Below are 16,634 nucleotides of genomic sequence, written 5' to 3'. Positions count from 1 at the left end.
TGAAGATGAGGTAACAGGATGAGTTTCTTTCATGCCAATCAGCGCGAAGCGCTGAATCAAAGCCTGGCTGAGTTGAACGGGCAAATTAATGTCTCCTTTGAGTTTTTCCCGCCACGAACTAGCGAAATGGAAGAAACCCTGTGGAACTCTATCGACCGCCTCAGCAGCCTGAAGCCGAAATTTGTCTCGGTCACCTATGGCGCGAATTCCGGCGAGCGTGACCGTACCCATAGCATCATCAAAGGCATTAAAGAGCGTACCGGCCTGGAAGCAGCTCCACATCTGACCTGCATTGATGCGACCCGCGATGAACTGCGCACTATCGCTCGCGATTACTGGGATAGTGGCATTCGTCATATTGTGGCGCTGCGTGGCGATTTACCGCCGGGTGCGGGCAAGCCGGAGATGTACGGTTCTGACCTGGTTGAGTTGCTGAAAGAAGTGGGCGATTTTGATATCTCCGTGGCGGCTTACCCGGAAGTCCACCCGGAAGCCAAAAGCGCGCAGGCAGACCTGATCAACCTGAAGCGTAAGATTGATGCCGGTGCTAACCGCGCCATTACCCAGTTCTTCTTTGATGTCGAAAGCTACCTGCGCTTCCGCGATCGCTGTGTGGCGACCGGTATTGATGTGGAAATCGTGCCGGGTATTCTGCCGGTGTCTAATTTCAAACAGTTGCAGCGCTTTGCCACCATGACCAACGTACGTGTTCCCGGCTGGATGAATGCAATGTTTGCTGGTCTGGATGATGATCCGGAAACCCGCAAGATGGTGGGTGCCAATATCGCGATGGATATGGTGAAGATTCTGTCGCGGGAAGGGGTAAAAGATTTTCACTTCTACACCCTGAACCGTGCCGAAATGAGTTACGCGATTTGCCACACGCTGGGTGTGCGTCCGGGAATTGCAGTCTGATATAACATATTGTATGAAAGAAAGGGCTACGGCCCTTTTTTATATGGATAAAACCCGTTATCCACCTTTTATCATTGATGCCGGACTGATGAAAAATCAGGTGAATACTTATTTTATTAAGATAATCACCCCTGCGCCTCACGTAATTACTCTTCAGAAACATTCTTAATCCATCATTAAAAAATAAGCCATAAAATTCATCTGACGTAATTCATTTGATGATTAATTTATGATTTCATTTTTATCCTCCTTCATTGTTGAAAATCGAACGCTTATTGTACAAGGTAGTTAATTTAAAATCAGGAGGCGATAGTCTGGAAATAAATGGCGATAGCTGTGTTTATTATTACTTATTAAAAATAAATGATAATTGTTAGTGAGGACTTAATTTTGACTTTGACCAGAATTCCAACTTGCACTTGCGTACTAAGCCTATACCTTAATGATATTGATCATACTAAAAGCCAGTCAATATTTATTAAAAACATCACTCAGAGGAAAAACACGGCAATCACGATAGAGTCAAATATAACCAAACAGAGAAATAAAACCCCGCCTCAGACCCCCAAAGAACACCGGATGCAGCAATTTCCAGGTTCTTTCCTTATGTCTAGTGGCAAAGAGCTGCATCACACAGTTAACAGCGGAATGCATATTGCTGATTTACAGACCGCAAAAACCATGAAGAACCTCATCCAGGAAGGAAGACATCTTCAGGATTTTCCAGTTGAAAATAAAGCGATTTCTGATGAGATTAATAAAATAAAAGATCTCTTAATGCAGGTCGCTGACGATGAGCTGCGCACGTTGACCCAACCTCTCTCATTACAGATAACTAACAACAATGTCAGCCTGAATACATCACAGGAGATGTCTGAAAAACAATGGCTGGAGCAGCATGACAAGCCGGGAAATTACCTCGTGTTAAACGGTAATAATGATGAAACCTATGTATCTTTTATCGCTCAACGGGTTAAAAATAGCGCACATCTGAAAATTATCACGAGTGGTTTTGGTGGGCATGGCACAACTGATCGCCATACTATCTCTACTAATCAAACTGAAGCGGACAGATTCAAAGATATTCTGATGAGCAATGGCGTTGCGGAGGAAAAAATACTCGTTGATCCCTGGTCCACTAACAGTGGTCAGAATGCCATCAACGTGGCGGGGATTCTGAATGATCAAATTCAGGCTGAAGACAAAGTGACAATTATTATCGCCGGAACACCGGCAGCGGTTTTTCGTCAGACTTACACGTATGCAAAGCAACTGGATATTGCAGCAGATAGTTATCAAATCGAGTCATTCCCCTTTAGCGAAAAGGGTGCATATATCACCATACCTGATAAATTGGCGATTTTACGCGAGTTCTCGACCACGCTGCATTATCTTATGAATACTGATTATTTGCCTGCTGATGCACAGCTCTATCCGGACTCGTTCTTTGATAGCACGGTAGATACTATCCAGACAATGGCAAAAGGATTAAAGAAAAAAGATACAGAGGTGGTTGAAAAATATAAAAGCGTCATTGATGCCATGGAGTCCATATCTGCGGAGATGATTTCTCGCCTGAAAAATAATAATCACACCACGGAAGATAAAAATAATATCAGGATAGTAGACCAGTTTTTCCGTGGGTTGTTTAACCCGCTGGAGATGACGTTTACAAGGGGGAGTGTATAAAAATTAACGCGTTGAAATAAAAACGATATTCAAATGTCATGCGCGACGGGCGTTTTGCAACACTCGCCGCGCATTTTTTGTCCTCAACAGGACATGAGGACTTAACCGGTATTACGCATTCCCGCCGCAACACCCGCGATGGTGACCATCAGCGCCTGTTCTACCCGCGCATCCGGTTCGTCACCGCGTTCTTCCTGCGCGCGTGAACGGTGCAGCAGTTCAGCCTGCAGCACGTTAAGCGGGTCAGTGTAGACGTTACGCAAGGCGATGGATTCAGCAATCCACGGTTGATCTGCCATCAGATGCGCATCGTTAGCGATAGTCAGCACCGCTTTGATATCCGCATCCAGCTGTTCGCGCAGCTGCTGGCCCAGCGGCCACAGGGATTTGTCGACCAGGCGCTGATCGTAGTATTCCGCCAGCCACAGGTCGGCTTTCGAGAACACCATCTCCAGCATGCCGAGACGGGTAGAGAAGAATGGCCAGTCGCGGCACATCGTCTCCAGCTGATCCTGGTGGCCCTGTTCCATCGCTTTCTGAATCGCGGCACCTGCACCCAGCCAGGCGGGCAGCATCAAACGGTTCTGCGTCCAGGCAAAAATCCATGGGATAGCACGCAGTGATTCCACACCACCGCTGGCACGGCGTTTCGCCGGACGTGAGCCGAGCGGCAGTTTACCCAGTTCCTGCTCCGGCGTAGCTGAGCGGAAATAGGGTACGAAATCAGGATTCTCACGCACATAGCCACGGTACATCGCACAGGAGTGGGCTGACAGACCATCCATGATGTCGCACCATTCGCTTTTCGGCTCCGGTGGCGGCATCAGGTTGGCTTCGAGAATCGCCCCGGTGTACAACGACAGGCTGGCAATGGTCACTTCCGGCAGGCCGTATTTGAAGCGAATCATCTCACCCTGCTCGGTGACGCGCAGGCCGCCTTTCAGGCTACCCGGTGGCTGTGACAGCAACGCTGCGTGCGCCGGTGCACCGCCACGCCCGATGGAGCCGCCACGTCCGTGGAACAGCGTCAGGGCGATACCGGCTTTCTCACAGGTCTTGATCAACGCGTCCTGCGCCTGATATTGCGCCCAGCTGGCGGCCATCACACCGGCATCTTTTGCCGAGTCAGAATAGCCAATCATCACCATCTGTTTGCCCTGAATAAAGCCGCGATACCAGTCGATGCTCAACAGCTGACTCATCACGTCGTTGGCGTTGTTCAGGTCGTCGAGGGTTTCAAACAGCGGTGCCACCGGCATGGCGTAGGGAATGCCCGCTTCTTTCAGCAGCAGATGCACTGCCAGCACGTCGGAAGGCATCTTCGCCATCGAAATCACGTAGGCGGCAATCGAACCCTGCGGAGCTTCTGCTGCCACTTTGCAGGTATCCAGCACTTCGCGGGTGTTGTCGCTCGGCTCCCACTGGCGTGGCAACAGCGGACGTTTGGAATTCAGTTCACGGATCAGGAAGGCTTGTTTATCAGCTTCTGACCAGCTTTCGTAATCACCGAGGCCGAGATAGCGAGTTACCTCTGCCAGCGCCTCAGTATGGCGGGTGCTCTCCTGACGCAGATCGATACGCACCAGCGGCACACCAAAACATTTCACGCGGCGCAGCGTATCCAGCAACTGACCATTGGCAATGATGCCCATGCCGCATTGTTGCAGCGACTGATAGATGGCATACAGCGGCAGCCACAGCTGATCGTTGGAGACCAGTAAATCGGCCGGGCGCGGCAGACGCTCGCCTTTCAGACGATGCTCCATATAGGCTTGTGTGGACATCAACTGGCTGCGGATGCGTTTCAGAATCATGCGATAAGGTTCCAGCGCTTCCGGGTCGCCACACAGTTCACGCACTTCGTCACTGCATTCGGACATCGACAGCTCAGAAATCAGCACGCCGATATCGCGCAGGAACAAATCGGCGGCTTTCCAGCGACCCAGCTGCATCGCCTGGCGCGTCACCTTAGCAGTGACGTTCGGGTTACCGTCGCGGTCGCCGCCCATCCATGATGTAAATTGCACCGGGACAAAATCCACCGGCAACTGCATACCAAAGGTTTCTTCCACCTGCTCATTCAGCTCACGCAGAAACGCCGGTACGCCTTCCCACAGGCTGTTTTCCACCACGGCAAAGCCCCATTTGGCTTCATCGACCGGGGTTGGACGGTATTTACGGATTTCGTCAGTGTGCCAGGCCTGAGCAACCAGCTGGCGCAGACGACGCATCACCTGGTTGTACTCATACCCGGTGATATCGCTATGGTCGAGTTGTTGCAGGCAGCTGTTCACTTCGACCAGCTTATGAATCAGCGTGCGGCGGGTAATTTCAGTCGGGTGCGCCGTGAGCACCAGCTCCAGCGATAGCGATTCAATTGCCGCGCGGATATCGTTTTCGTTGAGGTCTTTCTGTTGTTTCAGACGATCAAAGGTGGTTTTCAGTAGCTCCGGGTTATTCGCACCGTCGCCACTACGCGCAATGGTCTGATACTGTTCAGCCACGTTGGTCAGATTCAGGAACTGACTAAATGCACGCGCTACGGGGAGCAGCTCGTCATTGGACAGATTTTGCAGCGTGGACAGCAGTTCCTTACGATGAGTGTCATTTCCGGCACGGGATGACTTAGAGAGTTTGCGGATGGTCTCCACCTTATCGAGGATGTTCTCTCCCAGTGCATCCTTTATCGTATCCCCGAGCAGTTTGCCGAGCATACTGACATTACTTCGCATTGCGGAATATTGTTCGTTCATGTGACCCTGACACCCTTATCGTCTTTTTAATCTATATACCCAACGGGCATAACTTCGTCTTTTATCTAGCCACGTATCGCTCTGTTCGTCAATTGCCTTAAACTGACGAAATTTCGCTGCTAAATGATGGAAATTCAAAGAATTTAACGAGAGTGAAGCGAGATAAGTTATTCTTATTATCAAATCCCGAACATTGACGGGGCATTTTGCTGATTAAACAGTGAAATGCCCCATCGATTGTTCATCAGTGACAAAAATGATGCACAACCTGCGTGATAAGCGCATGGGTCGGTTTAATAAATGCCGTATCAATAAATTCATCCGGCTGATGAGCCTGGTTGATGGAACCTGGGCCTAACACCAGGGTTGGGCACAATTGCTGAATAAACGGCGCTTCGGTGCAATAGTTCACCACTTCGGTTGGTGTGCCCAGCAATTTCTCCACCACTTTCACCAGTTCATGATCGACCGGGCACTCGTACCCCGGAATCGGTGGGTGCAGCTCGCCGACGGTTAAACGACCCGGCCAGCGCTCACTCACCGGGGCCAGCGCGTCATTCAGCAGGCCATCCAGATCGCTGAGGGTTAACCCCGGCAGCGGTCGAATATCCATATGCAGTTCACAGCAGGCGCAAATGCGGTTGGCGGCATCGCCACCATGAATATGACCAAAGTTCATGGTCGGATAAGGAATGGCGAAACCGTCATGGTTATAACGCGTTTTCAGCGTATTACGCAGCTGCATCAGTTGGGTGATGGATTCATGCATCAACTCGATGGCGTTCACCCCGCGTGACGGATCGCTGGAGTGGCCTGACTGCCCCTGAATACGAATCACATTCGAGAGATGACCTTTGTGCGCGCGCACCGGTTTCAGTGAGGTCGGTTCACCGATGATGGCGCAATCCGGACGCAGCTGGGTGGATTCAGCAAAATACTTCGCACCCGCCATGGTGGTTTCTTCGTCGGCCGTGGCGAGAATGTAGAGCGGTTTACTCAGTTTGGTCACGTCAACGTCACGCAACGCATCCAGAATGAAGGCAAAGAAGCCTTTCATATCTGCGGTGCCTAAACCGTACAACTTGTTGTCGTGCTCAGTCAGGGTAAAAGGATCGCGCGTCCAACGGCCATCATCGAACGGAACGGTATCGGTGTGACCCGCCAGTAACAAGCCACCCGCGCCCGATCCCGTCTTCGCCAGCAGGTTAAATTTATGCCGCGTACCCGGTACCGGTTGCACCTCGGTACTGAAACCAAGATCGCGAAACCAGCCTGCCAGCAAATTGATTAAAGTTTCATTGCTCTGATCGAGTGCTGCGTCAGTAGCACTGATCGACGGTGTGGCAATCAGCTGGCGGTAGAGTTCGATAAAAGGTGGTAATTTTGTCTTCACTGTTGACGGTCCTTGGGTTAGGATGTATCAATATTCATGCATTAATAGTGAATAAAAATACATTAACGTCGTCTGCATGTGAACAGTAAATTTTCTGCAAACGGCATCGTGGGCAACGGGGCAAGGCCGCGACCCGGAACGTGTGACTGTAATAAGGTATACAGCCTGATGTTGAATACGCTGATCGTTGGTGCCAGTGGTTATGCTGGCGTAGAGCTTGCCACCTACCTGAATCGCCATCCGCATATGAACATAACCGCTTTAGCGGTTTCAGCGCAAAGCCCGGATGCTGGAAAGTTACTGTCCGATCTGCATCCTCAGCTGAAAGGGATTATCGACCTGCCGTTGCAGCCGCTGAGTGATGCGGCTGAATGGGCGGATAAAGTCGATGTGGTTTTCCTCGCCACGGCGCATGAAGTCAGCCACGATCTGGCACCGGAATTCCTGAAAGCGGGTTGCGTGGTCTTCGATCTCTCCGGTGCGTTCCGCGTTAACGACGATGCTTTCTATACCCAATATTACGGTTTCACCCATCAGCACGGTGACTGGCTGGATAAAGCGGTTTACGGCTTGGCCGAATGGCAGCACGAAAAAATTAAAGAAGCACAGCTGGTGGCGGTGCCGGGCTGCTATCCGACCGCTTCACAGCTGGCGCTGAAACCATTGGTGGAAGCCGGCCTGCTCAATGAAGCGCAGTGGCCAGTGATCAATGCCACCAGTGGCGTAAGCGGTGCCGGACGCAAAGCCAGCGTCACCACCAGCTTCTGCGAAGTCAGCCTGCAACCGTATGGCATCTTCAATCATCGTCATCATCCGGAAATTGTTGCCCACCTCGGCACGCCGGTGATCTTTACGCCGCATCTGGGCAATTTCCCGCGCGGCATTCTCGCCACCATTACCTGCCGCCTGAAGCCTGGCGTGAGTGAACAGGATGTGGCGGAAGCCTTCCACAACGCCTACCATGACAAACCGTTGGTGCGTCTCTATAAGAAGGGTGTTCCGGCGCTGAAAGGCGTGGTCGGCCTGCCATTCTGCGATATCGGTTTTGCCGTGCAGGGTGAGCACCTGATTGTGGTTGCCGCTGAAGACAACCTGCTGAAAGGTGCCTCTTCCCAGGCGGTGCAGTGTCTGAATATCCGTTTCGGCTTCCCCGAAACGCTGTCTCTGATTTAACGGGCGAGTAAGTAAACCATGACCAATCCTCTGATTATTAAACTGGGTGGCGTCCTGCTGGACAGCGAAGAAGCGCTGGCCCGTTTGTTTGATGCACTGCTGGCGTACCGCACCGAATATCAGCGTCCGCTGATCATCGTGCATGGCGGCGGCTGCCTGGTGGATGAGCTGATGAAGAAGCTCGCACTGCCGGTGAAAAAGAAGAACGGTTTGCGCGTGACGCCAGCCGATCAGATTGACATTATTACCGGTGCCCTGGCAGGCACGGCCAACAAAACTCTGCTGGCCTGGGCGAAGAAATATGGCATCAATGCAGTAGGTTTATGCCTGGGTGATGCTGGCCTGGTCAATGTTGCGCAGTTCGACGAAGAACTGGGCCATGTGGGTAACGCGACGCCAGGTAACCCGATGCTGGTCAATACGCTGCTGGGCGCAGGCTATATGCCGGTGATCAGCTCCATCGGTATCACCGACGCGGGTGAACTGATGAACGTCAACGCGGACCAGGCGGCGACCGCGCTGGCAGCAACCATTGGTGCGGATCTGGTACTGTTGTCTGATGTCAGCGGCATTCTGGATGGCAAAGGTCAGCGCATTGCGGAAATGACCGCAGCAAAAGCCGAGCAGCTGATTGCTCAGGGCATCATTACCGATGGCATGATCGTTAAAGTTAACGCAGCGCTGGATGCGGCACGTACCCTGGGTCGCCCGGTGGATATTGCCAGCTGGCGTCATGCTGAACAGCTGCCAACCCTTTTCAACGGCGTGTCGATTGGCACCCGGATTCTCGCTTAACGACACTGATTCAAGGATTACGAAATGCAAACGCAAGGCATCAAAAAAATTGTTCTGGCTTACTCCGGCGGCCTTGATACGTCTGCCATCATTCCATGGCTGAAAGAGAACTACGGCGGCTGTGAAGTGGTGGCCTTCGTGGCGAATATCGGCCAGGACCCAGCCGATCTGGATGGCGTTGAGAAGAAAGCACTGCAATCAGGTGCCTCTGAGTGCCACGTGGTTGACCTGCGTGAAGAGTTCATCAGTGAATATGTTTACCCGGTACTGCAGACCGGTGCGCTGTACGAAGGCACCTACCTGCTGGGTACTTCCATGGCGCGTCCGATTATCGCTAAAGCACAGGTTGAGCTGGCGCTGAAAGTGGGTGCCGATGCCCTGTGCCACGGCGCGACCGGTAAAGGTAACGACCAGGTACGTTTTGAAACCACCTATACTGCGCTGGCACCGCAGCTGAAAGTGGTGGCTCCATGGCGTGAATGGAACCTGCGTTCACGTGAAGCGCTGCTCGACTACCTGAAAGAGCGCAACATCCCGACCACCGCGTCGCTGGAAAAAATCTACAGCCGTGACGAGAACGCCTGGCACATCTCCACCGAAGGTGGCGTGCTGGAAAGCCCGTGGAACGCCCCGAACAAAGATTGCTGGGTGTGGACCGTTGATCCGCTGGAAGCGCCGGATCAGCCGGAAAACGTCACCGTGACCGTAGAAAAAGGTCGCGTGGTGGCGGTGAATGGCGAGAAGCTCAGCCCGTTCGCCTGTCTGGAAAAACTGAATGTGCTGGGTGCGAAGCACGGCGTAGGCCGTATCGACATCGTGGAAAACCGCCTGGTGGGGATCAAATCCCGTGGTTGCTATGAAACCCCAGGGGGCACCATCATGGTCAACGCCCTGCGTGCGGTTGAGCAGCTGGTTCTGGACCGTGACAGCTTCAAATGGCGTGAGCAGCTGGGCCAGGAAATGTCATACGTGGTGTATGATGGTCGCTGGTTTGCGCCGCTGCGTCAGTCTATCCAGGCAGCTGCCGAGTCGCTGGCGGAGCTGGTTAACGGCGAAGTGGTACTGCAGCTGTACAAAGGCCAGGCTACCGCAATTCAGAAGAAATCCGCTAATAGCCTGTACTCGGAAGAGTTTGCTACCTTCGGCGAAGACGAAGTGTACGATCATCGTCACGCGGGCGGCTTTATCCGTCTGTTCTCGCTCTCTTCACGCATCCGTGCGCTGAACGAGCAGAAAAAGTAATTCCGCGCGAACGACACATTCACAAGGGCGGCTTCGGGCCGCCCTTTGTTTAACAGCATTCAGGAGTATTCAGATGGCACTTTGGGGTGGACGCTTTACCCAGGCAGCAGACCAACGGTTCAAACAATTCAATGACTCGCTGCGTTTCGACTATCGCCTGGCGGAGCAGGACATCATCGGTTCTGTCGCCTGGTCAAAAGCGCTGGTCACGGTCAATGTATTGAGCAGCGACGAACAGCAGCAGCTGGAAGCGGCGTTACAGGCACTGCTGGCCGAAGTGCGTGCTAATCCGCAGCAAATTCTGCAGAGCGATGCCGAAGACATCCACAGCTGGGTGGAAGGCAAACTGATTGATAAAGTCGGGGCGCTGGGTAAAAAGCTGCACACTGGCCGTAGCCGTAATGACCAGGTCGCGACCGATTTAAAACTGTGGTGCAAAGAGCAGGTTGCGGTGCTGCTGGACGCAACGCGTGAGCTGCAAAAAGCGCTGGTGGTAACGGCAGAGGCGAATCAGGACGCGGTGATGCCGGGCTATACCCACCTGCAACGCGCCCAGCCGGTAACTTTTGCCCATTGGTGCCTCGCCTATGTCGAAATGCTGGCGCGTGATGAAAGCCGTTTACAGGACACCCTGAAGCGTCTTGACGTGAGCCCGCTGGGCTGCGGCGCCCTGGCCGGTACTGCCTACGAAATCGATCGTCAGCAGCTGGCCGGTTGGTTAGGTTTTGCTTCTGCCACCCGCAACAGCCTCGATACCGTTTCTGACCGCGACCATGTGCTGGAGCTGCTGTCTGATGCATCCATCGGTATGGTGCATTTGTCGCGCTTTGCTGAAGACATGATTTTCTTCAACACCGGCGAAGCGGGTTTTGTGGAGCTGTCGGACAAAGTGACTTCCGGTTCTTCACTGATGCCGCAGAAGAAAAACCCGGATGCGCTGGAACTGATTCGCGGCAAATGTGGCCGTGTGCAGGGCGCGCTGACTGGCATGATGATGACGCTGAAAGGCCTGCCGCTGGCCTACAACAAAGATATGCAGGAAGACAAAGAAGGCCTGTTCGATGCGCTCGACACCTGGCTGGACTGCCTGCATATGTCGGTGCTGGTGCTGGACGGTATTCAGGTAAAACGTCCACGTTGCCAGGAAGCGGCGGAGCAGGGCTATGCGAACTCCACCGAGCTGGCGGATTATCTGGTCGCTAAAGGCGTACCCTTCCGTGAAGCGCACCATATCGTTGGTGAAGCGGTGGTAGAAGCGATTAAACAGGGCGTGGCGCTGGAAGCGTTAAGCCTGGCGCAACTGAAGCAGTTTAGTGCGGTGATTGAAGAGGATGTTTATCCAATTCTGTCGCTGCAATCCTGCCTGGATAAGCGTAACGCCCGTGGTGGCGTGGCACCACAGCAGGTGGCGCTGGCGATTCAGGAAGCGCAGCAACGCCTGAGCTAAGGCAAAAAAAAAGCGGGCTATGGATAGCCCGCCAACCTCTAGCTTCGGAATTTCATTATTTTATAGGCACATCATCAAAGAGCAGGCACTCCGGCCAACTCAGTGATTTATCAGACTGATTGCAGGTGTTGCTCCGTCTTCTCAGCCTTTCTTCATCATTGCTTCAGATGGCACGTATTATTCCTGTCAGTGGCTTGATAGGGCTAATCGTTCATTGCTATTCTATCTATCGCCACGGGCTATCGTGGTTCGGAGGATATCAATGAACATTCGTGATCTGGAGTATCTGGTTTCGCTTGCGGAGCACCGTCATTTCCGCCGTGCAGCGGATGCCTGCCATGTCAGCCAGCCTACGCTGAGCGGACAAATTCGTAAGCTGGAAGATGAACTGGGCGTCATGCTGCTGGAGCGCACCAGCCGTAAGGTATTGTTTACCCAGGCTGGGCTGTTGCTGGTGGATCAGGCGCGCACCGTGCTGCGTGAAGTAAAGGTGCTGAAGGAGATGGCCAGCCAGCAGGGCGAAACGATGTCCGGGCCGTTGCACATTGGGCTTATCCCCACCACCGGGCCTTATCTGTTGCCGCAAATCATCCCGATGCTGCATCAGACTTTTCCCAAGCTTGAAATGTATCTGCACGAAGCGCAGACGCAGCAGCTATTGTCACAACTCGATAGCGGCAAACTCGACTGTGCAATTCTGGCGCTGGTGAAAGAGAGCGAAGCCTTTATCGAGGTGCCGCTGTTTGACGAGCCGATGAAACTGGCGATCTATGAGGATCACCCGTGGCACGATCGCGATCGTGTACCCATGTCGGATCTGGCCGGTGAAAAGCTGCTGATGCTGGAAGATGGTCACTGCCTGCGCGATCAGGCGATGGGTTTCTGCTTTGAAGCGGGCGCTGATGAAGACACCCATTTCCGTGCTACCAGCCTGGAAACACTGCGCAATATGGTCGCTGCCGGAAGTGGCATCACCTTATTGCCTGCACTGGCGGTGCCGAACGAGCGCGTGCGTGATGGCGTATGTTATCTGCCGTGTTATAAGCCAGTGCCTCAGCGCACCATCGCGCTGGTCTATCGTCCCGGCTCGCCTCTGCGCAGCCGCTATGAGCAGCTGGCAGAAGCGATCAAAACCCACATGCAGAGCTATCTCGATAACACGTTAAAACAGGCGGTTTAAGCCATTTAACGCGGCAACGCGATAGGCTTCGGCCATCGTGGGATAGTTAAAGGTGGTATTCACGAAGTATTCAATCGTGTTACCGCCATTTTTCTGCTCCATGATGGCCTGGCCGATATGAATGATTTCCGCCGCACGTTCACCAAAGCAATGAATGCCGAGAATTTCTTTGGTTTCACGGTGGAACAGGATCTTCAGGCTACCGACATTCATCCCGACAATCTGCGCACGCGCCAGGTGTTTGAACTGTGCACGTCCCACCTCATACGGCACTTTCATCGCGGTTAGCTGCTGTTCTGTTTTCCCAACTGAACTGATTTCCGGAATAGTGTAAATCCCGGTGGGGATATCTTCGATCAGATGTGCGGTGGCTTCGCCTTTGATAATGGCCTGAGCAGCGATGCGCCCCTGATCATAGGCAGCTGAAGCCAGGCTCGGATAACCGATCACGTCACCGACCGCATAAATATGCGGCTGTGCCGTCTGGTACATGCTGTTGACCTTCAGCAAACCACGACCATCTGCCTCCAGACCGACATTTTCCAGCGCCAGTGAATCGGTATTACCGGTACGGCCGTTGGCGTACAGCAGGCAATCTGCTTTCACCTTCTTACCGGATTTGAGGTGAATGATGACGCCATCGTCCACGCCTTCTATCTTCTCAAACTCTTCGTTGTGACGAATCACCACGCCGCTGTTCCAGAAGTGATAAGACAGCGAATCCGACATCTCCTGGTCGAGAAACGCCAGCAGACGATCGCGGGTGTTGATCAGGTCAACCTTGACGTTCAAGCCACGGAAAATGGAGGCATATTCACAGCCGATCACCCCGGCACCATAGATAATGACGTGGCCCGGTTCATGGTGCAGATTGAGTATCGAATCGGAGTCATAAATACGTGGATGGGTGAAATCGACATCATTCGGATGATAAGGTCGCGACCCGCAGGCAATGACAAACTTTTCTGCGGTTAAGCGTTCGCGGGTGCCATCCGGTTGTTCCACTTCGATGGTGTTGGCATCAACAAAATGCGCATCGCCCTGATAGAGCTCACACCGGTTACGCTCGTAAAAACCCTGCCGCATCGAAGTTTGCTGGCTGATGACGTTTTCGGTGTGGTTAAGGATATCTGCAAAGGAGGAGCGCAGAAGTCGGGTGTGGTCACTATAAAGGGGATTTTGATTGAACTCGATAATACGGCTGACAGCATGACGCAACGCTTTGGAAGGGATGGTGCCCCAGTGAGTACAACCGCCGCCGATGTTATGGTAGCGTTCGATCACTGCGATGCGCGCTCCCTGCTTCACCAGCCCCATGGCCGCACCTTCACCGCCCGGACCGGAGCCAATCACAATGGCATCGTAATCGTAAGACTTTTGCATACCAGTACGTCCTATGTTTCTATACATTTTTACAACGAGATTCTAACATCTCGCCGCGCACTTCTGAATTCTAACAGCGATTTTTGCCTGATTTTGACAAAGCGTGAGGTTCACAGGCGTTCACAAACTTTGCGGCACTGGCGGCGGCAAAGTTTGTTATAGTGCCTGCCTGATTACTCACAGGGCAGAGAGAATGGGCGTCAGAGCGCAACAAAAAGAACGTACAAGGCGTTCTTTGATTGAAGCCGCCTTCAGTCAGTTAAGTGCAGAACGGAGTTTCGCCAGCCTGAGCCTGAGAGAGGTTGCTCGCGAAGCGGGCATTGCGCCCACCTCGTTTTACCGTCATTTCCGGGATGTGGATGAACTGGGTCTTACCATGGTTGACGAAAGTGGCCTGATGTTGCGCCAGCTGATGCGTCAGGCACGCCAGCGTATTGCCAAGGGCGGCAGCATTATTAAGACCTCCGTCGCAACTTTTATGGAATTTATCGGGAACAATCCCAACGCTTTTCGTCTCTTACTACGCGAGCGTTCCGGAACCTCTGCTGCGTTTCGTGCTGCAGTTGCGCGTGAAATTCAACACTTCATTGCCGAACTGGCGGATTACCTGGAGCTGGAGAACCGCATGCCACGCAGCTTTACCGAAGCGCAGGCGGAAGCGATGGTCACCATCGTGTTCAGTGCCGGTGCGGAAGCGCTGGATGTGGATATTGAGCAACGCCGCAAGCTGGAAGACCGTCTGGTGCTGCAGCTGCGTATGATTGCCAAAGGTGCGTATTACTGGTATCGCCGGGAGCAGGAGCGCCTGTCGGTAACACTGGAAAAACCCGAAGAGTAATGTGATAAGGATAATGAAATGATTGAGCAAAACCCCCGCGATAAAGGAACGCTTTTACTGGCTTTTATCACCGGTTTAGCCATCAACGGCTCCTTTTCGGTGCTGTTCAGTGCGTTTGTGCCGTTTTCGATTTTCCCGCTGATCGCCCTGGGCCTGGCAGCCTGGTGTCTGCATCAGCGTTACCTGAACCGCAATATGCCGGAAGGTATGCCATCGCTGGCCGCAGCGTTTTTTCTGCTGGGGATTCTGGTCTACAGCGCACTGGTTCGTGCCGAGTATCCGGACATCGGCTCCAACTTTATTCCTACCATCCTGATGGTAGCGCTGGTGTTCTGGATTGCGACACGCTTTAAGCGACCGAAGAACAAGAATTAAAAAAACGGGACCCTCAGGGTCCCGTTTTTTATTCAGGATTTGCGCGTCAGCAACACACCACACTCCATATGATGGGTGTAGGGGAACTGATCGAACAACGCCAGTCGTGCAACCTCATGGGTTTCCGCCAGCGTGGCGAGATTGTCGCACAGCGTCTGCGGGTTGCAGGAGATATAAAGGATGCGTGGGTAGGCTTGCACCATCCGGACTGTTTCGGCGTCCAGCCCACTACGCGGTGGATCGACAAAAATGGTCTCACACTGATAACTTTGCAGGTCGATACCTTCCAGGCGGTTAAAGCTGCGCACGCCGTTCATGGCCTGGGTAAACTCTTCCGCCGCCATGCGGATGATCTGCACGTTATCAATCTGATTGGCAGCAATGTTGTACTGCGCTGCCGCCACGGAAGGTTTGGCAATTTCGGTGGCTAATACGCGACGGAAATTCCGTGCCAGCGCCAGTGAAAAGTTACCATTACCGCAATACAGCTCCAGCAGATCGCCGCGCGCGTTTTGTGTCACATCCAGCGCCCACTCCAGCATCTGAATATTCATCGCCGCATTGGGCTGGGTGAAACTGTTTTCTACCTGACGATAAATCAATTCTTTGCCCGCTACCGGCAGGCGCTCATCAATGTAATCACGATCGAGACAGATTTTGGTTTTGGTGGCGCGACCAATCAGCTGCACATCAAGCCCTGCGGCGCGCAGATCATCGCGCAACGCCGTCGCCGCCAGCTGCCAGTCCGCTTCCAGCTTACGGTGATAGAGCAGGGAAATGACGATTTGGTTGCTCAGTGTTGACAGATAATCGATCTGGAACAATTTATGGCGCAGGACGCGGTTATCACGGATCGCATCGATCATTTTTGGCATCAGCTGGTTGATCAATTCACTGGCGGCGGGGAATTGATCAACCCGGATGCGTTGTTTGGTCTGCTGATCAAAGATGATGTGGTAGAGATCGTCACCATCGTGCCAGATGCGGAATTCGGCACGCATGCGGTAGTGACTGACCGGTGAACGAAACACCTCCACCTCTGGCGCAGCAAATGGTGTCATCATCGCCTGCAAACGGCTGACTTTTTCCGCCAGTTGCGCGTCGTATTGTTCAATCGGGAGCTGTTCGGGTGTCATCTTTAATCCTGGTAATAAGCCTGCTTGCCGGGCGATTGTAGGCATTCACCTGCTGATGTCCAGCTCTGCGCGAAAGAAGATGGCTGGAAGTCTGGATTTCTGGCCTTCTTATCCGTAGACTGCGGCAGCCGGCCTCCTTGAGTTAAAAGGGAATCCAGTGTGAATCTGGAGCTGACGCGCAGCGGTAATGAATGTCGTGGTGATTGCTGATGCAGACACTGTCCTGCGGGATGGGAAGTCTTCACCATTAATGATTCTCAGCCCGAAGACCTGCCGGTGTGACGTCGCAATTCGTACGGTCATCGCGTGCTATCG

13 protein-coding genes and 1 riboswitch are annotated in these 16,634 nt (G+C 53.0%); of the genes, 9 read left to right on the top strand and 4 right to left on the bottom strand.

Annotated elements, in window-relative coordinates:
* The first annotated feature begins 18 nt into the window (after nucleotides 1-18).
* The gene (gene metF / locus AC6I8X_RS19505) at nucleotides 19-915 is read left to right on the top strand and encodes a methylenetetrahydrofolate reductase (RefSeq protein ID WP_313681837.1); all 897 of its coding nucleotides are present in this window, start codon (nucleotides 19-21) and stop codon (nucleotides 913-915) included.
* A gap of 606 nt (nucleotides 916-1,521) precedes the next feature.
* Nucleotides 1,522-2,604, top strand: coding sequence for a YdcF family protein (locus AC6I8X_RS19500; protein ID WP_497840322.1), 1,083 nt, complete (start codon nucleotides 1,522-1,524; stop codon nucleotides 2,602-2,604).
* Between the two features lie 101 nt (nucleotides 2,605-2,705).
* Here the strand turns inward: AC6I8X_RS19500 and ppc are convergent, their stop codons facing one another.
* Together ppc and argE are read right to left on the bottom strand one after the other, a co-directional pair.
* Nucleotides 2,706-5,357 (bottom strand): phosphoenolpyruvate carboxylase, encoded by a 2,652-nt coding sequence (gene ppc / locus AC6I8X_RS19495; protein ID WP_313681841.1) that lies wholly within the window; start codon nucleotides 5,355-5,357, stop codon nucleotides 2,706-2,708.
* Nucleotides 5,358-5,601: 244 nt separating this feature from the next.
* Nucleotides 5,602-6,750 carry an acetylornithine deacetylase gene (argE, locus tag AC6I8X_RS19490; RefSeq protein WP_313681843.1) on the bottom strand — a complete coding sequence of 383 codons (1,149 nt, stop codon included), beginning with the start codon at nucleotides 6,748-6,750 and terminating at the stop codon, nucleotides 5,602-5,604.
* Nucleotides 6,751-6,918: 168 nt separating this feature from the next.
* Here argE and argC point away from each other — a divergent pair, with 168 nt between their 5' ends.
* From argC to oxyR, 5 genes are all read left to right on the top strand, one after another.
* Nucleotides 6,919-7,923: an N-acetyl-gamma-glutamyl-phosphate reductase gene (gene argC / locus AC6I8X_RS19485; RefSeq protein ID WP_299448456.1), complete on the top strand. Its 1,005-nt coding sequence runs from the start codon at nucleotides 6,919-6,921 to the stop codon at nucleotides 7,921-7,923.
* Between the two features lie 18 nt (nucleotides 7,924-7,941).
* Complete coding sequence (argB, locus tag AC6I8X_RS19480) at nucleotides 7,942-8,718, top strand: acetylglutamate kinase (RefSeq protein ID WP_084877838.1); 777 nt, start codon at nucleotides 7,942-7,944, stop codon at nucleotides 8,716-8,718.
* A gap of 24 nt (nucleotides 8,719-8,742) precedes the next feature.
* Nucleotides 8,743-9,960, top strand: a complete 1,218-nt coding sequence (locus AC6I8X_RS19475) for an argininosuccinate synthase (protein ID WP_084877836.1) — start codon at nucleotides 8,743-8,745, stop codon at nucleotides 9,958-9,960.
* A gap of 73 nt (nucleotides 9,961-10,033) precedes the next feature.
* Nucleotides 10,034-11,407, top strand: a complete 1,374-nt coding sequence (gene argH, locus AC6I8X_RS19470) for an argininosuccinate lyase (protein WP_299448452.1) — start codon at nucleotides 10,034-10,036, stop codon at nucleotides 11,405-11,407.
* Nucleotides 11,408-11,669: 262 nt separating this feature from the next.
* Nucleotides 11,670-12,587 (top strand): DNA-binding transcriptional regulator OxyR, encoded by a 918-nt coding sequence (gene oxyR / locus AC6I8X_RS19465; protein WP_084877830.1) that lies wholly within the window; start codon nucleotides 11,670-11,672, stop codon nucleotides 12,585-12,587.
* Here the strand turns inward: oxyR and sthA are convergent.
* Complete coding sequence (sthA, locus tag AC6I8X_RS19460) at nucleotides 12,570-13,970, bottom strand: Si-specific NAD(P)(+) transhydrogenase (RefSeq protein WP_084877828.1); 1,401 nt, start codon at nucleotides 13,968-13,970, stop codon at nucleotides 12,570-12,572. The two genes, oxyR and sthA, sit on opposite strands and share 18 nt — an antisense overlap.
* A gap of 193 nt (nucleotides 13,971-14,163) precedes the next feature.
* Between sthA and fabR the strand changes: the two genes are divergently transcribed.
* Together fabR and AC6I8X_RS19450 are read left to right on the top strand one after the other, a co-directional pair.
* A complete protein-coding gene (gene fabR, locus AC6I8X_RS19455; RefSeq protein ID WP_084877826.1) occupies nucleotides 14,164-14,808 on the top strand; it encodes an HTH-type transcriptional repressor FabR in 645 nt (214 codons plus the stop codon).
* A gap of 18 nt (nucleotides 14,809-14,826) precedes the next feature.
* Entirely contained in the window at nucleotides 14,827-15,183 is a 357-nt protein-coding gene (locus AC6I8X_RS19450) for a YijD family membrane protein (RefSeq protein ID WP_013510971.1), read from the top strand.
* Between the two features lie 32 nt (nucleotides 15,184-15,215).
* Here AC6I8X_RS19450 and trmA read toward each other — a convergent pair whose 3' ends face one another.
* Nucleotides 15,216-16,319, bottom strand: a complete 1,104-nt coding sequence (trmA, locus tag AC6I8X_RS19445; protein ID WP_497840321.1) for a tRNA (uridine(54)-C5)-methyltransferase TrmA — start codon at nucleotides 16,317-16,319, stop codon at nucleotides 15,216-15,218.
* A gap of 112 nt (nucleotides 16,320-16,431) precedes the next feature.
* A riboswitch (cobalamin riboswitch) is annotated at nucleotides 16,432-16,612 on the top strand.
* Nucleotides 16,613-16,634: the final 22 nt, after the last annotated feature.

This window comes from Pantoea sp. X-Soil-TKNS-1280 (genome assembly GCF_059730475.1).
The sequence above is the reverse complement of the archived record's forward strand: the minus strand, read 5'-3'. Positions and strand labels throughout refer to the sequence as shown.